Below are 22,893 nucleotides of genomic sequence, written 5' to 3' on the forward strand. Positions count from 1 at the left end.
GCTGTAAATCAAATAAGTTTATAATAATCCACAATTAAAATGTGGATTGTAAAAAGAAAAAAAGTAACAAAAAAAAGAAAAAGGGTAATAGTAGTAATAGTGTCTACTTTTTTCAGGACATGACACTAACACCTGACCCCTGATAGCTGATGCCTGACAGCTGATACCTAACAGCTAACACCTGATACCTCACCGCCATAATAAAAAGCATTAGGGCATCTACCCCTTCGGGAGATGCCTTTTGCTTTAAACCAACTACAACATGAGAAAAAAGAAAGTGAAAATATTTTGAGGAAAGATCTGTTCAAAGTGTTCTATTCATTAACGGCAGTTAAATCGGAAATATTATTTATGCCGTGAATATTATTTATTGCTTATGTTTCTTAGTATTTTTTAAGCCTCTGCTTAAAACAAACCGGCACATTAAATAGTATCATATTGCTGCAAAGCAAAGAGATGAATAATGAAATTATCATTTGGTAAGCCATATATTTTTGAAAAATCTTCTTCGCAAAAATGTCATTCTGAACTACTTAAAATTTAGTATATCACTCCATCGAATATATCCTGCAGATATAAAAAATAACAAAGACTAAATAATAAAATTGCTGCGTTAAAGATCCCGATAGTGAAATTATACCCTAACCCCTATACAAGCCTGTTAAGGCAGAACCAAACGTACCCTGGCCATTGAAATATGGCCGCTTAATCCATACCCGGAACAAAAAAGTGTTGATAGCAAAATCACAGCCTCTCAACATCTACAAAAAAACCCTCCGTAAAAGGAGGGCTTTTTGTTTTTAGCATCTGCTAAAGATCTGTCGTCTTTAATTTCTTTGGTATCTTAACATCGATTGTTACAGGAGAACCATTTCTCAATACTTTTACCGGGTATGTAGATTTGTCTTTTACCTCAGCCATCTTCTCACGGGCGTCGTCTGTGCTCTTAATATCCTTACCATCTATATTGGTAATGATATCATCTTTTTTAATGCCCGACTTAGCTGCCGCAGACGAATCTTCCAGGTCAATTACTTTCACGCCATTACCCTCTTCTGTATCCTGTATTTTTATACCCAGCCGGGGGCGGTTGTTAAACATAATGCCCGGAGCATTAAACTTAAACTCTTTTGCAAAATCATCGTTAAACTGGGGCGCGTTAAGATTAAATGATCTTGCAAACGATTCCTTACGCTCGCCAAGTTTAAGTGTGAGCTTCTTTTCTTTTTTATCTCTCAGGTAGGTAATTTTTATTGCATCATCAGGTTTTTTATTGTTGATGATGGAAGAAAGAGAAGAAGGATCGGTAACAGATGTTTCATCAATCTTTGTAATGATATCCCCTTTCATTAAACCCGCTTTTGCAGCAGGGCTGTCATCAACCACATTAGTGATCCTGGCGCCTTTCTCGTCTTTATCTGTATATACGCCAAGCATTGCTTTTGGCTCACTTGTCCAGTTCATACCATCACTGTCAAAGCTAAAGCCCGGGGCAATAATTGCAGCAGGAGGAACCGGGGGAATAGGTGCACCGGGCGTCCATACATGAGCTTTAGTCAGATTATTATCGTAACTAAAATCAAAATCCATATCATCTCCATGCACGTTTACTGAAACATCTCCTTTATACGCTTTGGCAGGTTTTCCATTGATCGTAACATTGTCTCCATCAATTACAATGGTTGTTTTCTCGTCCTTATCTCCTTTCTTTTTGATGATGATCTGTTCCTGTTTTCCTTTTTTAATTTTCTTATCCTGCGCCTGCAAACCTGCTACTGAAAACAAACAGCCTGCAGCCACAAAAGCCAGCGCTGAGCGCTTATACATTGAAGTGTTCATACAAAATATTTTAATTACGAAAGTTTTAGTAGATCAAATGTAGAAGATTTTTCTGAAATACGAAACATTTCGGAAATGTTAAAAAAAATCAGATAGCACATCAATAGTATGAGCTCATAGCGAAGGTCGTGGCGTAACAGGCTGATACTTAAAAGAGATTTTCTACCCTTTAGCCAACTGTTCCAGCCCGGCGGTATATTTTTTTGCACCTCTAAATACAAACAAATCAACAGAGAAAAAAATAAGGGCTTGTATGGCAAGTGCTATTCCAACACCCTGCCATAAGGCTTTTGAAGGTAAACTATCAGCGTTTTGCTTATTTACCACAATAAGAATAACACCCGTCACCAACGCTGCCAGCTCAATGCCTAAAAAAAGTTTTACACTATTTGTCATTTTCTGCATACGGGGAAGCTCGGTAGTTTTCAATTTATCCGGGTTCATGTCAAAAGCATATACGTTGTCTATCCTTTGTTTATCGCTTTTGCTGTAAGGTGAGTATCCCATAGCCAATTGCGCAATGCCCAATAGTATCAGCGGAATAGCCATACCCTTATACATATTTGTTTTTATAAAGATCAGGAAGGCGATAGCGGTGAGAATAGCCACAGCACCTGCAATCATTAAAATAAGCCCGGCATTTTTTTCTGACAAGAAATATTGTTCAATAGCTGTTTTGGTGAGCATAATACAGGTATTTGAGTGAAGATTATATAACCCTGTCCAAATGTAACAATTGGTTTTAACCCGCGAAAGGTAAAAAAGATTTGGTGATTTACGATTTAAATATATCTTTACGAAATAATCGTAGGTTTAATACATTAAACTTCTCTTCATTTAAAAGATAGTTTATGCAAATCATTGCTGATTACATTATCAAGCTGTCTGTAAGCTTTGCTATCGTGTTCCTGTTTTATAGGGTGGCACTGAGCAATCTCACTTTTTACAAATGGAACCGTATTTATTTGCTGGCATATACTTCGCTATGTTTTTTCATTCCGTTCGTAAATATTATGCCGGTCATCCGCAAAAGCGGGGCTGAGCGTATAACAATGCTTAATATGATACCAGCCCTTCAAACAACCAACGCTCCGGTATTTACAGGAGAAAACAAGACGGCAGCAACTGTTGGCTGGCCGGTAATGCAGGCCGTGATTGTAGGAATAGCGGCAGTAAGTATTGTATTATTAACCAGGATGATCATTCAGTTAATATCACTCAAAAAAGCGATCAGGTATGCTCAATTAATTGCTGATAAGGAAGTTAAACTTTACCATATTGACAAGGATATCATTCCATTTTCTTTTGGTAATGCTATTTTCATCAATACCAATTTACACCAGGCAGATGAATTAAAGGAGATCATTTGTCATGAATTTGTGCATGTAAAACAAAAGCACAGTATAGATATTTTGTGGGCGGAGTTGCTTTGTATTTTTAACTGGTTTAATCCCTTTGTATGGCTTTTAAGGCATGCCATCAGGCAAAATCTTGAATTTATTGCCGACAATAAAGTAGTGGAAAGTGGGATGGATAAAACACAATATCAATATCTTTTATTGAAAGTGTTGGGCAACAATCATTTTGCTGTGGCAAGTTCTTTTAATTTTTCTTCTTTAAAAAAAAGAGTTTTTATGATGAATAAAATCAAAACAACTAAAGTTCACTTGCTTAAATTTCTTTTCATTCTGCCATTGATGGTTATATTACTTCTTGCATTCCGTTCAAAACAAGGTGGAACAACGCGCTCCGGATTTTTTACAATAGCAGGCATTGTGGTAGATAATGAAACACTTCAACCTATTGAAGACGTTATAATTGGCGATGTTTTTTCTGGAACACAGGCTGCATCTGATAAAAAAGGGTATTATGCTTTAAAAATACCTGTGATCAATAAAGATACTTTGCAGGTCCGCTTTAGTTATCAAAAAGAAGGCTACCCCGGGAATACAAAGATGGCGGCGTTGCAAACAAGCAACCCGGTTACAGAATCAAATGATATAATCATAATTGGAATCAATAAGAATAATAGTAATACATATATACATGGATATGGATCAGCGAAAAGAAACAGTCAAATAGTAAACCCTGATTATGACCTGGTATATGCTAAGTATATTGATTTTATTGACGACAAAAAAACTGAAGCCCAAATTGGCAACTCTCCTAAACCTGTTCATATTATCAACGGAATCCCTTACGCGGTTGGCAATGGTTCTATGGCATGGTTTGACCAGGAAGAAGTAAATAATTCTTCTGAATGTAAAGTTTGGGCAGATGGAAAAATTATGTCAATTGACGAAGCTAATAAAACTATTAACCGTTATGAATTAAACGGAGTAGCAGCTGTGCCACGTAAAGAAGCTAAAGAAAAGTTTGGAATAGATTGTAATATATTGGTTTTAATGAAAGACAGTTTAAATCCCATACAACACAACCCTCCAAAAAAAGAAGAAAAGAAACCGGGAATATCTACTGCCTACTTTATCACACCTTCCCTGGTGTTAGATGGCAAAACAACGACTTTAAAAGCGTCAGGACCATTCAGCGGACGATTTATTGGAAATAATAATGATACTCTAAAGGCAATGTCGGCTTCAGGAGGAGTATATGAACTAAATAATACTGATATAGTTACATTAAATGGAACTAAAATGGAAACAAATAAATTATATTCTATATCTCCGCTTTATCAATTTAAAATCATCTCGTCAGCGAACTTTAAAAATAACGGTTCAAGAAATATAGAAATAACTACAGTGCCCCTGTAATTTTTTTATCTGTTTAATATATTAAAAATTCATGTATAGATTCTATATAGCGTTTTCGCTTTGTTTTATCTCAACCACTTTAATCGCACAATCCTCCAAAGGAACCATCACCGGAAAGCTCACAGACTCAACCGGTAAACAACCATTATCGCTGGCTACGGTAGCGGTTTTTCATGCAAAAGATACAGCACTGATAACCTATAGATTAAGTGATCCGCAGGGCTCTTTTAAGGTGCCGGGCATTCCGCTGAATGATTCCTGCAGGATGATTATTACACATGCAGGTTCAGAAACATATCGCAAAACTTTCCTGTTGACTGATGCCGTGCCGCAGCTCGACTTAGGCACAATTAAACTCAGCCCTGATGCAAGGGTGATGGAAGAAGTGCTGGTAGTTGCGGAACGCCCGCCTGTAATTGTAAGAAAGGATACAATAGAATTTAACGCAGAAGCTTTTAAAACATTACCCTCTGCTTTAGTGGAAGATTTGCTTCGTAAACTGCCAGGCGTTGATGTAGATGCGCAGGGCAATATTACCGTAAACGGAAGAAAAGTAAATAAACTATATGTAGACGGTAAAGAGTTTTTTGGCAGCGACCCGCAAATGGCAACCAAAAACCTGCCGGCAAATATCATTGATAAAATACAGGTTACGGACGACAAAGAACAGATGGCACAAAATCCTGATTTACCTGCCGGACAAATCGGGCAGGTAATCAATCTTAAACTGAAGAAGGCTATAAAAAAAGGTTGGTTTGGTAAAGCTTATGCGGGTGCAGGTACTGATGACCGTTATGAAACAGGTGGCATCTTCAACCTGTTCAGAGATACATTACAGGTAAGCCTGCTGGGCTATACCAATAATGTTAACCGCCCCGGTTTCGGAATGAATGATGTAATGAACACAGGAGGGTTTAACCGCAGTGGCTTTAACAGCATGATGGTAATGAACGATGGCGGCTTTGCATTGAATGGTATTTCTTTTGGTGGTACCGGGCAGGGTATACAACACTCTACCGGCGCAGGGTTGAATATAAATAACCAGTTGGGTAAAAAAGTAACGCTGAACCTGCAATACTTTTACGGGCAAATAAAAAGCGATATACATCAGCTAAATAACCTGCAGCAATTTTTTGATGATACTACCATGACTACGCGTAATGAAAGCAACGAGCACAACAGGAATGATGTACACCGTATAGGCGGGTTTATTAAGTGGAAAACAGATTCATTATCTACGGTAGAATTCAGACCGGCGCTTACCCTGTCAACCCTGCAGGGGCAAAAGAACATGTTATACAATACTTACAGTAACTACGAGCCGCTGCTGAACCAAAGTGATAATGAAGAACGAAGGAATAATAAGACCACGGAATTTTCTCAATTGGTGTCTTACAATAAAAAGTTTCATAAAGCGGGAAGAGCCTTGTTTGTATCCGGAACATTCAGGGTTTCAGATAACAATAACCACCAGTATAATAATGCGGAAAATATTTTTTATGAAAATCAGCAACCGGTTACAACTGCGCTGAACCAGTTGCGCAATCGTAACCTGGATAATACCTCACTGGATTTTTGGGCGAATTACAGTGAGCCGGTTTCTAAAAAGCTGTCGTTACAGTTTAGCGAGAGCTTCAACTTTTTCAGGAATAAAGATGGTATAAAAACTTATGATGATCCCGCTAACAATAATGAATACAATGATCTTAACGAAGCTTTGAGCAATGGCTTTAACAGGAACGGATGGAGAAGCAATACAAGAGCCGCGGTAAAGTTCACGCACAAAAAAATTTCCATATCACCCGGCATAAACTACCAGTTGCTGAATATTGACAACAGGTTTCAGAAAAATCCTTCCATAGCACAGCATTTTAATTATATACTCCCTTCATTGCAGATCAATATCGGCAGCTTAAATATAGGTTACAATGTAAACGCAAGAGAACCGGAGGTGAATGACCTGCAGCCCGTGGAAGATAATACAAACCCGCTGTATATAAGCCGGGGGAATCCTTTACTAAAACCCTCTGTTAATCATTCGCTGAATATTCAAACCTATAAATACGATTTAAAATCCAACATTAACTACAACCTTTATATATATAGCAGCATAAGTGATAATGCTATTGTGCGGGCACGCATTGTTGATAAATCAGGCATACAATATACCACACCGGTTAACGCCAATGGCATATGGGAACTGCAGGGCGGAGGAGGTATAAACAAGCAATTTAAATTTAATAAAAACTGGAAGCTATCCCTGGGCAGTAATGTATGGGGAAGGTATACCCGCGGACTGATCATCCTGAACAATACCAGTACCAATGCTCAAAACACTGGGCTTAATCCCCGTGTTAATATTGCCTTTAACTGGAATGATAAATTTGAGTTCAGGCAAAACTATTCGTTGAACTGGAACAAAAGCAGCTATGCAGATCATGCATTTCCGGAGCTTGAAACAACCGCGCACAATTCGGGCAGTGAATTAATTATACGTATGCCCAGGCATTGGGTTTGGGAAACCAGTATTGACTATCGCTATAATCCGCAGGTGGCGGCAGGTATACAAAAAAATGTTTACCGCTGGAATGCTGCACTTAATTTCCTGTTCCTTAAAGATGATAAAGGGCAGCTAAAACTATCGGCATTTGATTTATTGAATCAAAATACCAGCGTATACCGCAATGTTAATGAGAACTATATCAGTGATGTTGAAACAACTGTGCTCAAGCGCTACTTCATGCTGACCTTCACTTATAATATCCGGAACTTTGGCGGCAAGGTTGGCGGCAGGGAAAGATTATTTTTATTCTAATGGAAGGTATAGAGAGGATGGAGTAAGGCAGATGGCTTGTGCCCTATACCTTACTCCACCTGCCTTCTACCTTAACTAAACAGGTATTCCACATCCTCTCTTGTAAGACTCTTCACAAAGGCAGTGTCATCTGCAATCAGGTCTTTGGCAAGTGAGCGTTTCTTTTCCTGCAACTGCAGTATCTTATCTTCAATGGTATCCTTACAGATCATGCGGTAAGCGAAAATATTCTTCGTTTGGCCGATACGGTGAGTGCGGTCAATGGCCTGTTGTTCCACAGCAGGGTTCCACCAGGGGTCAACAATATATACATAGTCTGCCGCTGTCAGGTTCAAGCCCACACCTCCTGCTTTCAATGATATAAGGAATACCCGGCAGGTATCATCATTCTGAAAACGGGTAATGGCTTTTTCCCTGTCAGTAGCAGAAGTGCTGCCATCAAAATATTCAAACGGCACTTCAAGCTCTTTCAATTTTTGTTTGATCAATGCCAGCATACCGAGAAACTGGGAAAAGATCAGAGCTTTGTGATTACCGATATTTTCTGTTATCTCCCTGCCAATTTCTTCGAGCTTTATTGAATGATTGGGGTATTTTTCCTGCTCATTCATAATAGCCGGAGAATCGCATATCTGCCGCAGCTTCATCAATCCCTGTAAAATGGTTAACTGAGATCTGGCAATACCCTGGTCGTTAATAACACCCAGTATCTTATCCCTGTAATCATTCCTGAACGCATCATAAATCTCTCTCTGCTCATCCTGCATTTCACAAAACAATATGGTTTCTGTTTTTTCTGGAAGATCGCGTGCCACCTGTTCTTTTGTTCTGCGAAGAATAAAAGGATATAATAGCTTTTTAAGATGGTCTTTCCTGTCCTGTTCTCCAAATTTATCAATAGGTGTTGCAAATTCATTCCTGAAATACTCAACCGAACCCAGCATACCCGGGTTAAGAAAATTCATCTGTGCATAAATATCAAAAGTATTATTCTGCAACGGCGTACCACTTAAACACAAACGATTCTTCGCTTCAAGCAAGCCGGCGGCCTTGGTTACCTTACTCTGCGGGTTTTTAATTGCCTGAGATTCATCCAGGATTACATAATCAAAATGTATATCGGTCAGCAGCTTTATATCACTGCGCAATGTGCCATATGTTGTAATAATTACATTGCATTTTTCAAATGCTTCTTTGTCTCTCGCCCTGTCTCCGCCGTGATGAATATAATAAGTAAGCTCAGGCGTAAATTTTTTAATTTCATTCTCCCAGTTAAACATCAGCGTTGTGGGGCAAATAACTATCGCCCTCAGGGTGCCATGTGTATCTTTATAAAACTGCATGAAAGATAATGCCTGAACTGTTTTACCCAAACCCATATCATCAGCCAGTATACCGCCCCAGCCAACTTCGCTTAAATAATTCAGCCAGTGATAACCCGCTACCTGGTATGGACGAAGAATATGCGCCAGCCGGTGCGGAGGGTCAATTTCTTTTATACGGTTAAAACCCCTGAGCCTGTTATACTTCTCTTCCAGTTCAATCATTACCTCGGTTTCATCTTTCTCATTATGCAGCTCATCAATTACGCTGAGGTGATATTTTGATAAACGGAGTGAATTGTTTTTTCCTTCACCCACGCGGAACAGCAATGAATATTTTTTAAGCCAGTTTTCCGGTAAAATACCCAGTGTGCCGTCATTCAGTTGTACAAATTGCTGCTTGTTGGCCAAAGCTTTTTTAATTTCGGCTATACTTACATGTTGTTCACCAAACACAACATTCACTTTGGCATCAAACCAATCCATGCCACTGCTGATATGAATTTGTGTGGATGGCCGCGCTGTATTAAAGCGGAAATTCCTCAACACATCAAATCCAATAACCGGCACATTCATTTCCTTCATGCTGTCAACAAACAAAAAGAACCAGTTATTCTTTAATACATCAGCGCCTTTAAGCGCCAGCGTAGCGCCTGTTTCAGGGCGGATAAAATTAGAATGAAGATTCTCCAGCTTTTTGATAAACTGAAGCTCTTTCTCCTTATCACGATGGATTTCTAAAACCTTATCATTTACAGGAATGGTAATAATATCCCTTGCATTGAATTTTGTTTCAAATCCTTTATAAGAAAATACTGGAACGAATAACAGGTAATCTCCCTTTTCCTGTAATAATAATTTTATTTCAGGGTCACCATCTTTAATTTCCTGTACAAGACTTTTGTCAAATTTTACTTTGTATTCCTTGGTCAGCGGTATAATGTTTTTTTCGAGATATTCCGGCCAATCTTCGAGGGAAATGTTTATAGATGCCTTATTGGTAAATTTTTCTATTTCTGCTATATCTTCCTGTCGTGCCCAATTGTAAAGCGTATCAGCATATTTAAAAATCAGGCTGGTTTGCCATTCGTTTTCTTTCAGGTTAATTTCAGCACCATTTACCTGCACATAGCAGGAAACTTCAATGTTCTTTTTTGATGCTGCTACTTTAAAAAAAGGCGTTATGGTTTCTTCTGCCAGCTGAGCAGGCAGCAGGTTGCCGGTAACAAAATTCTTTTTAGCAGGCAGGAAATATACCAGCGGATTTTGCTTTTGCTCATTGAATATTTTAAGCAGCTTGGGATATAAATATTCTGTGATCAGAGATTTTGTTTCTTCAGGCAGTTCATCACCTTCGTGGTGAATAATATTTTCCCAGATACCCGAAAACGGTGAATTACGGCTTACATATTTATTGATCTCCGCATCCTGCAATTTTCTTACCTGTTGCAATAGCTGTTTATCCTGCTCAGCAAAATCATCTGCATTTACAAACTTTGCAAGATCAATCTTTTCAACCTTGCCGGCAAACCCTGAAACATCTTCGTTCACATCCCCGCTTACAACATCCACGGCAAAATAGGGGTAAGATTTAACCGCTTCGTTAAATACTATTCCTATTCTTAATGCAGGCCCGGTAGTTGCAGGAGCTGTTTCAACAGTATCGGTTACCACTACAGTTTCCGGCTCTTTTTCTACCTGAACGGGGCGGGGTTTGACACTTGCCGCCACCGGTTCAATTCTTTTGATAGAAGTATCAAGCACCCGCAAAAAAGGTTTTCCATCCTTATAAGTGAACTCAAACTTTCCTTTCAGATCATCGTCGAGTGAATATCCATAAGCTTCCAGTAATTTATTTTTTTGCTTATCCCAGTTACGTATGGTATCAAAATAAAATGGGCCATAAGCATTCAGCAACTGCAGAAATACGGTAACCTTGTGTACGCAAAGAGGATGTTCCTGTTCATCACATTTACAGGAAGTATCAAAATTCCGCTCTTCATTTTTTTGAATCACAACGGGATAGGTCTCTCCTTCTATCACAAGGCTTGCCTCCACCCGTTCATCCACCGCAGACAAAATATTGGCTTTTTGCGAACGCATAATTTTATCTGCTTCTGTAAAACTATCCGGAGAGCTGAGCAGCTTAATTGTTTTGAGATCAATGTCTTTCATCTTTATCACCGTATGGCGCTGATGATATAAAATATCTTTCTCTCCCAGTATGTTCTTATCTACAAGCTCCTGCAGTTGAAATAAGGCTGCTGTTTCGTGGCGGCAGATATCACCCAGGTTGTAAGGGCAGGTGCAGCGCACCGAAAGCCCTTTCGGGTCTTTATACTTCTGGACATATACTTTGTAAAAAGTAGCGTAACTATCATCTTTTACCCTAAAAGTAACCGAACCCAATAATTCATCATGCTCAATTAATTCTACAAACCCGATAGAGTGAATTTTTTTGCCCCGGCGTATTACTTCATCGGTACCATTATTGTAAACAAACTTGATAAGGTGTGGTAAGGCCATACTTATAAACGTTCAAAATATGCCTTTTGTTTCAGAAAAGGCTAATTGGCGAAATTACGGAAAAATTGACAGTTGGGGTGTGGTAAAGTTTGTGCTTACAAAAGTTTAACATGCTCTGATCTAAATACAGGTAGTATGAAAAGTACAGGGTTGCCTGCATGTACATCACTCTACCGGCAGGGATATATAATAAAATGCAATAGCAATAAAAAATGGGTTGTAATTTTAAGCGTAATGCATTTTGATTTTGAAGTGTGACCCTACTAATATTCTGAATTCAAACAAATCCTGCATAAATGAATTGGCACAGCATATCGCCTGAAGAAGCACTAAAAGTTGCCAGTACCGGCATTGAAGGACTTAATGATACGGAAGCAAAGGCGAGATTGGAAGAATATGGTTATAATGAGCTCATTGCTAAGAAAAAAACGCCTGCTATTATTTTTTTTATGCGCCAGTTTAAAGATGTGATGATATTGGTGCTGGTAGCAGCTGCAATTATTTCCGCAGTAATCGGCGAGCTCACAGATACTATAGTAATTATAGTCATAATTTTCATCAATGCCATTATAGGCTTTATACAGGAATACCGCGCAGAGCAGGCAATGCGGGCACTAAAAAAAATGGCAGCACAAACTGCCATCGTTGTTAGGCACAATGCTACGCACGAAATAAAAGCAGAAGAACTTGTGCCCGGCGATATCGTTTTAATAGAAGCAGGCAACACAGTTCCTGCTGATATGCGACTGCTCGAAGTGCACGCACTTAAAATAAATGAAGCCAGTCTTACGGGCGAATCAAATGCTGTTGATAAAACCTCCGGGACATTAAACAGCACGGATGCTGCCGTTGCTGATAAAACCAATATGGCTTTTAAAGGCACACAGGTTACTAACGGTAATGCAAAAGCGGTAGTTACGTCAACCGGCATGCATACTGAGTTAGGTAGGGTGGCAGGCATGCTGGATGATGCCGATAGTCAAACGCCTCTGCAGAAAAGGCTTGCAGATGTTAGTAAAAAACTCACATTTATTATTCTTGGACTTTGTATTGTTTTTTTTATAACAGGTTATCTGCGTGGAGAAAATTTTAACCAGATTCTGCTTACTTCCATTTCTTTAGCTGTTGCGGCCATACCGGAAGCTTTGCCTGCGGTAATTACCGTATCATTGGCATTAGGCGCCCGTAAGCTTGTTAAAAAAAATGTATTGATACGCAAACTCCAGGCTGTAGAAACACTGGGATCGGTTACATTCGTCTGTACCGATAAAACAGGCACACTTACCAAAAATGAAATGGTAGTTAAAGAGATATGGGTTAATAATAATGAAATAAAAGAAACATTATTGCAGGCCATGCGCCTGAACCAGGATGTAAAGCAGGATGACAAAAAGCTGAATGGCGACCCAACGGAAATAGCAATGGTTGAATATGCCGGATTTGCTGTACATAGTAAACTTAAACGCATTGCAGAAATTCCGTTTGATGCAGACCGGAAAGCAATGACCACAGTGCATGAAAAAGATGGCAGCCTGTGGGTAATTACAAAAGGAGCTATCGAATCTTTAAGCAATATGCTGAAAGATAGTACAGAAAAGAATGAACTCACGAGGGAAGCAGAACGGATGTCTGCTGCGGGTATGAGAGTAATTGCTTTTGCAGGTAAATACATTCAGCAATTGCCGGGTAAAATATGTCCTGAATCGTTGGAAAGTGGTTTGCAATGTATTGGAATAGCCGGGCTTATCGATCCGCCAAGGGACGAAGCAAAACGGGCAATAGCACAATGTAAAAAAGCGGGGATTATTCCTGTAATGATCACAGGTGATCATCCTCTAACTGCAGCAGCCATTGCACGTGAAATTGGTATTATAGATAACAAAAAACAGAAAGTAATAAGTGGTAGGGAATTGTCTTCAATGGATGATATAACTCTTGAAAATACCATTGAAATGATCAGGGTGTATGCCCGGGTGTCACCGGATCAGAAACTAAGAATAGTGAATGCCCTGCAACACAGGGGGCATTTTGTAGCCATGACAGGAGATGGTGTGAACGACGCGCCTTCCCTGAAAAAAGCAAATATTGGTATTGCTATGGGGATAACCGGAACAGATGTAACTAAAGAAGCTGCAGATATGATTTTGATGGACGACAACTTTTCTTCGATTGTTGGCGCGGTTAAAGAAGGGCGACGCATTTATGATAATCTCAGGAAATTTGTAAAGTATATTTTTACAGGTAACAGTGCTGAGATCATTACTTTATTTGCAGCGCCACTTGTAGGATTGCCTATTCCGTTATTACCTGTGCATATACTTTGGGTAAATTTGGTAACTGATGGTTTGCCTGCACTGGCTTTATCAACTGAGCCTGCTGAAAAGAATATTATGTTAAGACCTCCGCGACATCCGGGCGAAAGCATCTTTGCCAAAGGATTAGGCATACATGTTATATGGGTAGGGCTTTTTATTAGTGCATTAACACTGGCAACACAATATTATTCCATTCAAAAAAAAATTGAGCATTGGCAGACTGTCGTTTTTTGCATATTATGCTTTGCACAGCTTTGGCATGTGATTGCTATCAAGAGTGAAATGTCTTCTGTATTCAGTAAAGTTTTCCTGAGCAATAAACTGTTGTTGTCAGCTGCAGGCGTTACTGTTTTATTACAACTTGCAGTTGTTTATATCCCGGCTTTGAATAATTATTTTCATACACAGCCACTTTCTGCATTTGAGTTGTTTCTTGTATTTGCAATATCTTCTATTGTTTTGCCTGTAGTAGAAACAGAAAAGTTTATTAAGCGGCAATTGCTGAAGAAAAGAGATGATCAGTTGCTTTTCCCGGAATAAAAATTAACCAATACACAACTTCCCATCGCCATATAATGGCAATATATTGGCGGTATCTGGTATCAGGCAATGCTGAATATCCTTTTCTAATCCATAACCGCTCAGGCGTATATAATGTGAAGCTTTTTTGTTTTTTATAAAAGCATACAAGTCATCTTTGGCTTCGTTGTAAAGTGCATCTGCTATTACAGAAGAATCACAATTGATATCAAAATGCGCTTTTACTTTGTTGATTACGGCACCGGCAAATAAAGTGTCTTCAATATTAATTTTATTCTTCCATGCCGCGCAGGCGAGTATTACATTTTGTTTTTGACTGATGAGATAATCAACAACGGCGGATAAATTGGCGAAGGATCCGGTAACAATATTTTTAGCGCCTCTTTCCAGCGCCATATGTAATAATTTGGTGCCGTTGGTTGTGGTAAGCACCAATACTTTATCCTTTATAAATTCCGGGTAATATTCAAAGGGAGAATTGCCATGCTGAAGCCCTTCAATCACTTTACCTTCACGTTCGCCGGCTGTAATGCCATTGGTAGCTTTGCCCAGCTCTATACAACGTTCCACACTATCAACCGGCATAACACAGGTTGCACCATTATACAGCGCTGTCGGGATGGTTGATGTTGCCCTTAATACATCAATGATCACCACGATTGCATTATCAATATCATAAAGGTTTAAAAGCGCCGGAGATAGTACGGTATATAAAGTAGGTTTATGATCAGCCATGCCTTAATATTAAAAATGAGGCTGCAAATATCGTTAAAGCATTTGGCTTTTGGGAGGTAAGATTTTTATCCGATGCATTCCTTCAAAACAAATAATATACCTATTAGAGTTCTTCGTTCATTCAATCGCTTTGCAGCGAAAACTTTGTGCCCTTCGGGTTATATTTTACCGCAAAGCGCGTCAAGGAATTACGCAAAGCACTCAAAGCCGGATAAAAGGAGTATATATAATCCTTAGCCTGTTTAGGATTGTGTGCAAAGTTGAAATATATAACCTTTGCTCATGGATAATCATGCATGCACTTTTCCGCATGGAGCGGAATTGGGGTGTGAGGCTATAGTACAATTTTCAGCATTAGGAGAAATGTTCCAGAATTATACTATTGCTCAGCATAAACCCCTCAACCCGTCACTCCGACCAAAGGAGGGGTCTATGCCTTACTGAGCGAATTGTAATTGTCTGTTTTCAATCTTTACATTGAACCTGATTTCTGCCTTTAGCGCTTTAAATACTTTCAATATAGTATCAATGGTTGCGCTATTAGCGCTGCTCTCTAATTTTGATATCTGTGCTTTTTGTACACCTACCAGCTTGCCCAGTTGTTCCTGAGTAAGGTTGCGCTCCTGCCTTGCTTTTCTAATCATGTAGCTCAGTACTTCCATACTCAATTCATATTCATACTTGTCTCTTTCGGACGTTCCAGGTTTGCCAATATATTTATCTTTCATCTCGGCAAGCGTATAAGTCTTTATTTGCTTTTTTGCCATGATGTTATTTTTTGTTTTTAAATTCGAAATACTTCTTTCTGATTCTTTCAGCTTTCTCAATTTCATTGGATGGCGTTTTTTGTTCTTTCTTGAAAAATCCATGTGTTGCAAAAACAAGTGTATGTACTGATGAGGTTTTATCCCAAAACGCCAGCAATCTTATTTGGGTACCAGCATATAATGTTCTGAACTCCCATATTTCATTTTGGAGCTTTTTAAAAAGCCTGGGATCATTTGTCTGTTCAGCCAAATCAATATTATAAAACACTTTTTTCGCAGCTTTGGAATCAAGGTTAGCAAGAAATTGATTTGCTTCTTCAAGAAAGCGTGTTTCAAAATATCTCACAATGGGTGTTTTGGTAAAGATAAAAGATAGTTTCCAATTATGGAAACTATCTTTTCTAAAGAATTTTGACAGAAGACACAACCTTCAAAACCCGCAAACGGATTTATTCAGCAACTTTTATCAATCATTTAAATGTTAGTTCTTTACCCCATTACGGCTCTCCACTTATCTGATTCTGCATACTGGCGTACCAGTTCATTGCGCTTGCTGAGTATTTTCTCAAAGTATTTTCTCAGGAAAAATTTACCGAGCATGCCACCAATAGCATCGCGGGGCTCTTCCATTTCAACCAGGTCAATTACTATAGTACCGTTTTCTACCTGCATAAAATGGTGCTCGTGCCTGAAGCTTTTTAAGTCGCCCTTTACCTGCTCTTCCACAAATTTCTGCTGGTTCTCCATTTCAGTTACCCGCAAGGTAACAGCTCTTGTTTTGCCCAGGTGTTTGGCGGAGAGCGTCATGGTATCGCCGGGCTTTACCAGTATATCACTGGCGCTGGCGGTTAATGTTTCGTTTCTGCCCTCAAGCGCTTTTTTAAAAACAGTTGAGTTGCGGCAAAGATTAAATACGCGGTCTGCAGGCGCTTTAATAAATGTTGTAAGATGGATGGAGGACATGGGATATATAATTAATAAATTAGAATAAATACCTATATAGCTCTGTCATTTTCATGCCAGAACTTATTGTTCTATCTAACTTATTTCTATCACTTTTTATTGTTTCTGCTGCACAAAAGGTAGCTTAGAAACTTTAGCTTTCAGGAGTTTATCTCTTACTTCTATAAAAATTTCGCTATCAATAGGTGAAAATGCAGTGCTTACATATCCCATACCGATAGCCCTGCCTAATGTGGGAGACTGTGTACCAGAAGTTACCCTTCCTATAAGATTACCCTCCGCGTCTTTTATGCGGTAATCATGGCGGGGAATTCCCCTGTCAATCATTTCAAAACCAACCAGTTTTTTATCCGGTCCTGCTGCTTTTTGCTTTTGCAGGTATTCGCTTGCTGTAAAGTTTTTGGTGAATTTAGTTATCCAGCCCAGTCCGGCTTCAAGTGGTGTGCTGAAATCATCAATATCGTTGCCATACAGGCAATAGCCCATTTCCAGCCTGAGTGTATCCCTTGCACCTAAACCAATCAGTTTTAATCCTTTCGGTGTGCCTTCTTTAAAAATAGCATCCCAGATTTTATCGGCGTTCCCGTCTTTATCTTCAAAATATATCTCCAGGCCTCCGGCACCGGTATAGCCGGTAGCGCTTACTATTACATTATCAACTCCGGCAAATTTTCCTTTTACAAAAGTGTAATACCTCAGGTTCAGGATATCCATATCTGTAAGCGGCTGTAATATTTTGGAGGCATTGGGCCCCTGTATTGCCAGCAAACCGGTACGGTCTGAAATATTGTGCATTTCAGCGCCATTGGTATTCTGAAATTCAATCCAGTCCCAGTCTTTTTCAATATTGGCGGCATTTACCACCAGCATATACACTCCTGCCTTGCCGGCATGCAGGTTATTTTCTTCAATGCAGTATACCAGCAGGTCGTCTACAATACCTCCGTTTTCATTGGTTAAGCAGCTATACTGAATTTTTCCTGCGGTGAGCTTTGAAGCATCATTGGTAGTAACCCGCTGAATAAGTTCCAGTGCATTTTCTCCTTTAAAAATAAATTCACCCATGTGGCTAACATCAAAAACCCCGGCATTGTTGCGCACTGCCGCATGTTCATCATTAATTCCGGTATAGCTGATGGGCATATTATAGCCTGCGAACTCAGCCATCTTTGCACCTGCCGCTATATGTTTTGCGGTAAAAGGAGTTTCTTTCATGAGTGGTTATTTATTGTAATAAGTTGATGTTATTATATTTTACTGGAAAATCTATTTTTTACCATTGCCCGTTGCCCACCGCTCACTGCCCATCGCCCACTACCCATCGCCTATTCCCCATCCTTAAACCAACTGCTGTACATCAGGTAATTATTAGCGATACGGTTTATTTCCCCGCTGATCAGTTCCTGCGAGATGGTTTTTACCTTTTTTGCAGGCACACCTGCATAAATGGAATTAGGCTCAACCTTTGTTCCTTCCAGCACAACCGCGCCGGCTGCAATAATAGAAAAACTGCCTATCTCCGCGTTATCCATCACTATTGCGCCCATGCCTATCAGCACATTATCATGCACTTTACAGCCGTGCACAATGGCATTATGGCCAATACTTACATTGTCGCCAATAATGGCTTGTGTTTTTTGATATGTGCAATGGATAACAGCCCCATCCTGGATATTCACCTTATTACCAATCCTGATGGCATTTACATCTCCCCTTACCACTGCGTTAAACCATATACTGCAATCATTACCCATCACTACATCTCCCACAATAGTAGCATTGGGCGCTAAGTAGCAGTTTTCGCCAATTGCGGGATATATTTCTTTTACAGGTAAAATTAAAGCCATTGGAATAAGAGGTTACAAGTTTCAGGTCTCAGGTTTCAGGTTCCACATTCCCTATTCCCTTAACGCGAAACCAATGATATATCAAAGCTTACCAGGTCAATAAATTCCTGCAGTCTTTCATCTATTTCCTGCCTTGTAAGTTCTCTTAAACGAGTGGTCCCAAATTTTTCAACGCAGAATGAAGCGATGGCTGAACCAACAATAATAGCGGTTTTCATTCCTTCAAAAGAAAAATCTTTTGTACTGTCGAGATAACCTACAAAACCTCCTGCAAACGTATCACCTGCTCCGGTTGGGTCAAAAACTTCTTCAAGCGGGAGTGCCGGTGCAAAAAATACATGGTCTTTGTGAAACAATAATGCACCATGTTCTCCTTTTTTAATAATAAGATATTTAGGACCCATTTTTAATATTTCCTTGGCTGCTCCTACCAATGAGTATTGCCCGCTGAGTTGTCTTGCTTCACTATCATTTACCAGCAATACGTCAACTTTGGCAATTACCTTTTCAAGATCTTCCATGGCTGTTTCCATCCAAAAGTTCATAGTATCGAGCACTACAAGTTTTGGGCGTTTTTTCAACTGTTCAATTACGCCAAGCTGCACGGTGGGAGAAAGGTTGCCGAGCATCAGTATATCCGCATCCTGGAAATTATCCGGAACTACCGGTTCAAACTCACCCAAAACATTTAATTGTGTTTCCAGGGTATCTCGGGTATTCATGTCCATATGATAGCGTCCTTTCCAGAAAAAAGATTTCTTATCTTTTTTTATCTGCACGCCATCCAGTTGCACACCTCTTGCCTTTAATGTATCTAATTCTTCCTGAGGAAAATCACCGCCAACTACTGATATCTGCTGTATAGGTTTTGTAAAGTTTGAAGCGCTCCAGGCAATATAGGTTGCCGCGCCACCTACAATTTTATCGCTTTTTCCAAAAGGAGTTTCAATTGCATCGAAAGCCATTGAGCCAACTACAATAACGGACATGTGTGATTTTATTTGGGGTTTATATAATTTTAAAAAACGGTGCAAAGCTAATGTAAATATGTTAAGAGGCTCAGCCTATTTGCGGCACAAGGAACAAATGGTATTTGTTCTATTTTTGTGAGATGGAATTTGAAACCTTTATCAATACGCTTTCTGATGATAATCCGCCTGTTTCAGTATCAGCATATGTACAGGCATTATGGTACGAAGGCAAAGGCAATTGGGAAAAGGCTCATGATATTGTTCAGGACATTCATGACAGAACAGGCTCATGGGTTCATGCCTACCTGCACCGAAAGGAAGGTGATAACGGTAATGCAAGATATTGGTATAGCATGGCTGGAAAATCTTTTCCCTCTGTATCATTACAGCAGGAATGGGAAGCGATAGTGAAAGCGTTGCTGTAAATGAGAAAAGCCTGGACAAAATAAAACCTGCAGTCAATCTTTTATCATATGGTAATATTTCAGGCGGAATTCATAAAAATATCCGTTCATGAAAAAGTTAGAGGGTATGGTGCATATAGCGTGAGGCTGAGTCATTTATTCCCCATAGAAGTGTATTTATGAGCAAGTTCAACCACGCTTTTTATGTCAAAAGGTTTTGGTAACACGTCATCCGCGCCGCAATTTTTTGCAATTTCTTTTAACTCTGAATGTGCTGACACCAATACAACCGGCACTGAAGCGTTTCCGTTAATGTTTTTGAATTCCCTGCATATTTCACTCCCATCACTTCCGGACATCCCGATATCTAAAAAAACCATGTCGGGCAAATAGCCCAGTTTGCTTAAAGACTTCCCATCAGGAGAGGTAATTACTTCATATCCTTTGCTTTCGAGAATCATATTCATAAGCTCAAGAATATTATCGTCATCATCAGCAATGTAAATTTTTTTACTTGTCATTATTCATTTCAATGTTTAGGGCGCCCACCCAGTACGAACTTTTCAGGGGTATTATTGTTTAAGGGTACTTTTTTCTTCCACAAGGTAAGTGCCAATTTTAATATAATTTTTTAGCATGGTGCAGATATTATAAAATATAAATGAGAATTTAGAGCTATCCATAGTACTTTTGTCTATAAACATTAAACCCACTATCTCAAATCAATGGGGATTATTGATATACGCATTCCACCAACAATTGCCAAAACTTTAAAATTATCAATTGGCACTCCCCAACGGCAGCAAAATCGTGTATTAAAGAGGTTGTTAAAGAAAGCCAGGTATACCGAATTTGGTCAGGCATATCATTTTGACCAGATATTGTTGCATAAGCGCCCGGCAAAGCTATTTCAGCAGTATGTGCCCATTTTTGACTATGATAAAATTTATGATCAGTGGTGGCATCGTACGCTTGAAGGCATTCCTGATGTTTGCTGGCCGGATAAAATAAAATATTTCGCCTTAAGCAGCGGCACTTCAGGTGCAGCAAGCAAGTATATTCCTATTACCAATGATCTTATGAAGGGCAACCGCATTGTAATGATCAAGCAGTTGCTATCCTTGCGTAATTATGAAAATATACCTGTAAAATCTATCAGCAAAGGCTGGCTTATGCTTGGGGGCAGCACTGATTTGCAGAAGGGTCCGGGTTATTATTCCGGGGATCTTAGTGGTATAACCGCTAAAAAAGTGCCTTTCTGGTTCACCCCATTTTACAAACCGGGTAAAAAAATAGCCCGAACCAAAGATTGGCATACAAAGCTTGACGAAGTAGTGGAAGAAGCGCCTAACTGGGATATTGGCTTTGTAGTGGGCGTACCTGCATGGATACAAATGTGCATGGAAATGGTGATTGAAAGGTATAATCTTAAGAACATTCATGAAATGTGGCCCAATCTCGCATTTTATGTACATGGTGGCGTTGCCTTTGAGCCTTATAAAAAAGGGTTTGAAAAATTGCTTGCCAAGCCCATTACCTATATAGAAACATATCTTGCATCAGAGGGATTTATTGCCTACCAGGACCGCCAGGGCGTGAGGGGCATGCGCCTTTCTACCAGCGAGCATATATTCCTGGAATTCATTCCTTTTAACAGCGATAATTTTGACCAGTCAGGAAATATTATCAATAACCCCGGCGCATTGCTGATTCATGAGGTGGAGGAAGGCAAAGATTACGCAATATTGATCAGCACTTCTGCCGGCGCATGGCGATACCTGATTGGCGATACCATACGGTTTACCAATAAAGAAAGATGCGAAATAATAATAACAGGCCGCACCAAGCATTTTTTAAGTCTTGTTGGCGAACACCTTAGTGTAGATAATATGAACAGGGCTATTGAGCTGGCAAGCGGTGAAATGAATATTTCAATACCCGAGTTTACAGTAGCCGGCATTCCTCACGGATCATTCTTTGCTCACCACTGGTATGTGGCTTGTGATGATACGGTAAATGCTGAACAGCTGCGTGTTGCTATTGACAATCATCTTAAAATATTGAATGATGATTATGCGGTAGAACGGAAGAGTGCACTGAAGGAGGTTATGCTTACCGTATTACCGGAAAAAAGTTTTATGGAATTTATGGAATTGAAAGGAAAGCTTGGCGGCCAACATAAATTTCCGCGTGTAATGAAAGGAAAAATGCTGGAAGACTGGCAGGGATTTATTGCTTCGGTTACTTCATGAATATATTAATATCCGCTTAACGATTTTTACCAATCAGTTAGCTACAGTTTACTACATTTACAAAATGCAATAAGTGAAACACCTTAAATGTAGCACCATGATTGAGGCCCTTTTAAAAGGATTGGCATTAGGTTTTATATTAGCACTTTCAGTAGGTCCGGTTATATTTACTATAATCAAACAAAGTATTTATAACGGCCACGAAGGCGGATTTAGCTTTGTGGCAGGTGTTTGGATAAGTGATATAGTACTTGTTGTATTAAGCAACGCTTTTACAGAACTGGTGAAGGAGTTGCTTGAATACAAAAAAGCGATTGGCTATGCAGGGAGCGGATTTCTGCTGGCTATGGGAATATACTACCTGATTTTTAAGAAAACCAGGATAAGTGCCAACGGTGAAAATATCGTGGTTAAGCTTGGTGCAAAAGACCATACACAGATTTGTATATCCGGGTTTCTTATCAATACCTTAAATCCCAGTGTAATCATTTTTTGGCTGGTAAATGCAACCGCTTTTGCAGTAAGCCATACACTTCAGCAACGCATTATAATTTTTACAACCTGCATACTATTTAATATGCTTGCAGATACAGCAAAAGTATTATTAGCAGGCAGTTTAAGAAAACGGCTCACGCCTCACAATATTTCTCTCATTACCCGTATTTCAGGCGCTATATTGATTGTATTTGCTTTCGCCCTTATCTATGGAATCATCTTTTTGAGTGATAAGGTGAACTGATTAGCAATACATTCTTTTAACATCATTGCAACAAACTTGCTTCCATTCCCGCCATACATTAGCTCCTTATTTGTGCTGAATATTTGC

At 39.4% G+C, this 22,893-nt stretch carries 17 protein-coding genes; 6 read left to right on the top strand and 11 right to left on the bottom strand.

Annotation, left to right across the window (positions count from 1 at the left end; translation table 11 throughout):
- Positions 1-810: 810 nt before the first annotated feature.
- A complete protein-coding gene (locus DC498_RS23870) occupies positions 811-1,839 on the bottom strand; it encodes a PDZ domain-containing protein (protein WP_116876640.1) in 1,029 nt (342 codons plus the stop codon).
- Positions 1,840-2,001: 162 nt separating this feature from the next.
- A complete protein-coding gene (locus DC498_RS23875; RefSeq protein WP_116876641.1) occupies positions 2,002-2,526 on the bottom strand; it encodes a hypothetical protein in 525 nt (174 codons plus the stop codon).
- Positions 2,527-2,690: 164 nt separating this feature from the next.
- Here DC498_RS23875 and DC498_RS23880 point away from each other — a divergent pair, with 164 nt between their 5' ends.
- Together DC498_RS23880 and DC498_RS23885 are read left to right on the top strand one after the other, a co-directional pair.
- A complete protein-coding gene (locus DC498_RS23880) occupies positions 2,691-4,610 on the top strand; it encodes a M56 family metallopeptidase (protein WP_116876642.1) in 1,920 nt (639 codons plus the stop codon).
- Between the two features lie 31 nt (positions 4,611-4,641).
- Positions 4,642-7,425, top strand: coding sequence for an outer membrane beta-barrel protein (locus DC498_RS23885; protein ID WP_116876643.1), 2,784 nt, complete (start codon positions 4,642-4,644; stop codon positions 7,423-7,425).
- Between the two features lie 71 nt (positions 7,426-7,496).
- Here DC498_RS23885 and DC498_RS23890 read toward each other — a convergent pair whose 3' ends face one another.
- The gene (locus DC498_RS23890; protein ID WP_116876644.1) at positions 7,497-11,273 is read right to left on the bottom strand and encodes a DEAD/DEAH box helicase; all 3,777 of its coding nucleotides are present in this window, start codon (positions 11,271-11,273) and stop codon (positions 7,497-7,499) included.
- A gap of 296 nt (positions 11,274-11,569) precedes the next feature.
- Between DC498_RS23890 and DC498_RS23895 the strand changes: the two genes are divergently transcribed.
- Positions 11,570-14,128 carry a cation-translocating P-type ATPase gene (locus DC498_RS23895; RefSeq protein ID WP_116876645.1) on the top strand — a complete coding sequence of 853 codons (2,559 nt, stop codon included), beginning with the start codon at positions 11,570-11,572 and terminating at the stop codon, positions 14,126-14,128.
- A gap of 3 nt (positions 14,129-14,131) precedes the next feature.
- Here the strand turns inward: DC498_RS23895 and DC498_RS23900 are convergent, their stop codons facing one another.
- From DC498_RS23900 to DC498_RS23930, 7 genes are all read right to left on the bottom strand, one after another.
- Complete coding sequence (locus DC498_RS23900; protein ID WP_116876646.1) at positions 14,132-14,863, bottom strand: 2-phosphosulfolactate phosphatase; 732 nt, start codon at positions 14,861-14,863, stop codon at positions 14,132-14,134.
- 437 nt (positions 14,864-15,300) lie between these two features.
- Complete coding sequence (locus DC498_RS23905; RefSeq protein ID WP_116876647.1) at positions 15,301-15,630, bottom strand: helix-turn-helix domain-containing protein; 330 nt, start codon at positions 15,628-15,630, stop codon at positions 15,301-15,303.
- 4 nt (positions 15,631-15,634) lie between these two features.
- Positions 15,635-15,976: a type II toxin-antitoxin system RelE/ParE family toxin gene (locus DC498_RS23910; RefSeq protein WP_116876648.1), complete on the bottom strand. Its 342-nt coding sequence runs from the start codon at positions 15,974-15,976 to the stop codon at positions 15,635-15,637.
- A gap of 143 nt (positions 15,977-16,119) precedes the next feature.
- Positions 16,120-16,593: an SRPBCC family protein gene (locus DC498_RS23915; RefSeq protein ID WP_116876649.1), complete on the bottom strand. Its 474-nt coding sequence runs from the start codon at positions 16,591-16,593 to the stop codon at positions 16,120-16,122.
- Between the two features lie 96 nt (positions 16,594-16,689).
- Positions 16,690-17,808 (bottom strand): glycine cleavage system aminomethyltransferase GcvT, encoded by a 1,119-nt coding sequence (gene gcvT / locus DC498_RS23920; protein WP_116876650.1) that lies wholly within the window; start codon positions 17,806-17,808, stop codon positions 16,690-16,692.
- A 110-nt stretch (positions 17,809-17,918) separates the two neighbouring features.
- Complete coding sequence (locus tag DC498_RS23925) at positions 17,919-18,440, bottom strand: gamma carbonic anhydrase family protein (protein ID WP_116876651.1); 522 nt, start codon at positions 18,438-18,440, stop codon at positions 17,919-17,921.
- Positions 18,441-18,499: 59 nt separating this feature from the next.
- Positions 18,500-19,429, bottom strand: coding sequence for a PfkB family carbohydrate kinase (locus DC498_RS23930; RefSeq protein WP_116876652.1), 930 nt, complete (start codon positions 19,427-19,429; stop codon positions 18,500-18,502).
- A gap of 122 nt (positions 19,430-19,551) precedes the next feature.
- Here DC498_RS23930 and DC498_RS23935 point away from each other — a divergent pair, with 122 nt between their 5' ends.
- Complete coding sequence (locus tag DC498_RS23935; RefSeq protein WP_116876653.1) at positions 19,552-19,836, top strand: hypothetical protein; 285 nt, start codon at positions 19,552-19,554, stop codon at positions 19,834-19,836.
- 131 nt (positions 19,837-19,967) lie between these two features.
- On the opposite strand, the gene DC498_RS23940 is transcribed toward DC498_RS23935, so the two are convergent.
- The gene (locus tag DC498_RS23940; RefSeq protein ID WP_116876654.1) at positions 19,968-20,336 is read right to left on the bottom strand and encodes a response regulator transcription factor; all 369 of its coding nucleotides are present in this window, start codon (positions 20,334-20,336) and stop codon (positions 19,968-19,970) included.
- A gap of 204 nt (positions 20,337-20,540) precedes the next feature.
- Here DC498_RS23940 and DC498_RS23945 point away from each other — a divergent pair, with 204 nt between their 5' ends.
- Positions 20,541-22,067 (top strand): GH3 family domain-containing protein, encoded by a 1,527-nt coding sequence (locus tag DC498_RS23945; protein WP_116876655.1) that lies wholly within the window; start codon positions 20,541-20,543, stop codon positions 22,065-22,067.
- Positions 22,068-22,164: 97 nt separating this feature from the next.
- Positions 22,165-22,806 carry a LysE family translocator gene (locus tag DC498_RS23950; protein WP_116876656.1) on the top strand — a complete coding sequence of 214 codons (642 nt, stop codon included), beginning with the start codon at positions 22,165-22,167 and terminating at the stop codon, positions 22,804-22,806.
- Positions 22,807-22,893: the final 87 nt, after the last annotated feature.

The sequence above is a fragment of the Terrimonas sp. genome (assembly GCF_003075435.1).
Taxonomy (GTDB): Bacteria; Bacteroidota; Bacteroidia; order Chitinophagales; family Chitinophagaceae; genus Agriterribacter.

Excerpts from the sequence above, each read along its gene's own strand:
- DC498_RS23930 (WP_116876652.1), bottom strand. The coding sequence starts at position 19,429 with ATGTCCGTTATTGTAGTTGGCTCAATGGCTTTCGATGCAATTGAAACT.
- DC498_RS23905 (WP_116876647.1), bottom strand. The coding sequence starts at position 15,630 with ATGGCAAAAAAGCAAATAAAGACTTATACGCTTGCCGAGATGAAAGAT.
- gcvT (WP_116876650.1), bottom strand. The coding sequence starts at position 17,808 with ATGAAAGAAACTCCTTTTACCGCAAAACATATAGCGGCAGGTGCAAAG.
- DC498_RS23900 (WP_116876646.1), bottom strand. The coding sequence starts at position 14,863 with ATGGCTGATCATAAACCTACTTTATATACCGTACTATCTCCGGCGCTT.
- DC498_RS23925 (WP_116876651.1), bottom strand. The coding sequence starts at position 18,440 with ATGGCTTTAATTTTACCTGTAAAAGAAATATATCCCGCAATTGGCGAA.
- DC498_RS23885 (WP_116876643.1), top strand. The coding sequence starts at position 4,642 with ATGTATAGATTCTATATAGCGTTTTCGCTTTGTTTTATCTCAACCACT.
- DC498_RS23895 (WP_116876645.1), top strand. The coding sequence starts at position 11,570 with ATGAATTGGCACAGCATATCGCCTGAAGAAGCACTAAAAGTTGCCAGT.
- DC498_RS23875 (WP_116876641.1), bottom strand. The coding sequence starts at position 2,526 with ATGCTCACCAAAACAGCTATTGAACAATATTTCTTGTCAGAAAAAAAT.
- DC498_RS23945 (WP_116876655.1), top strand. The coding sequence starts at position 20,541 with ATGGGGATTATTGATATACGCATTCCACCAACAATTGCCAAAACTTTA.
- DC498_RS23940 (WP_116876654.1), bottom strand. The coding sequence starts at position 20,336 with ATGACAAGTAAAAAAATTTACATTGCTGATGATGACGATAATATTCTT.
- DC498_RS23880 (WP_116876642.1), top strand. The coding sequence starts at position 2,691 with ATGCAAATCATTGCTGATTACATTATCAAGCTGTCTGTAAGCTTTGCT.
- DC498_RS23915 (WP_116876649.1), bottom strand. The coding sequence starts at position 16,593 with ATGTCCTCCATCCATCTTACAACATTTATTAAAGCGCCTGCAGACCGC.
- DC498_RS23890 (WP_116876644.1), bottom strand. The coding sequence starts at position 11,273 with ATGGCCTTACCACACCTTATCAAGTTTGTTTACAATAATGGTACCGAT.
- DC498_RS23935 (WP_116876653.1), top strand. The coding sequence starts at position 19,552 with ATGGAATTTGAAACCTTTATCAATACGCTTTCTGATGATAATCCGCCT.
- DC498_RS23950 (WP_116876656.1), top strand. The coding sequence starts at position 22,165 with ATGATTGAGGCCCTTTTAAAAGGATTGGCATTAGGTTTTATATTAGCA.
- DC498_RS23870 (WP_116876640.1), bottom strand. The coding sequence starts at position 1,839 with ATGAACACTTCAATGTATAAGCGCTCAGCGCTGGCTTTTGTGGCTGCA.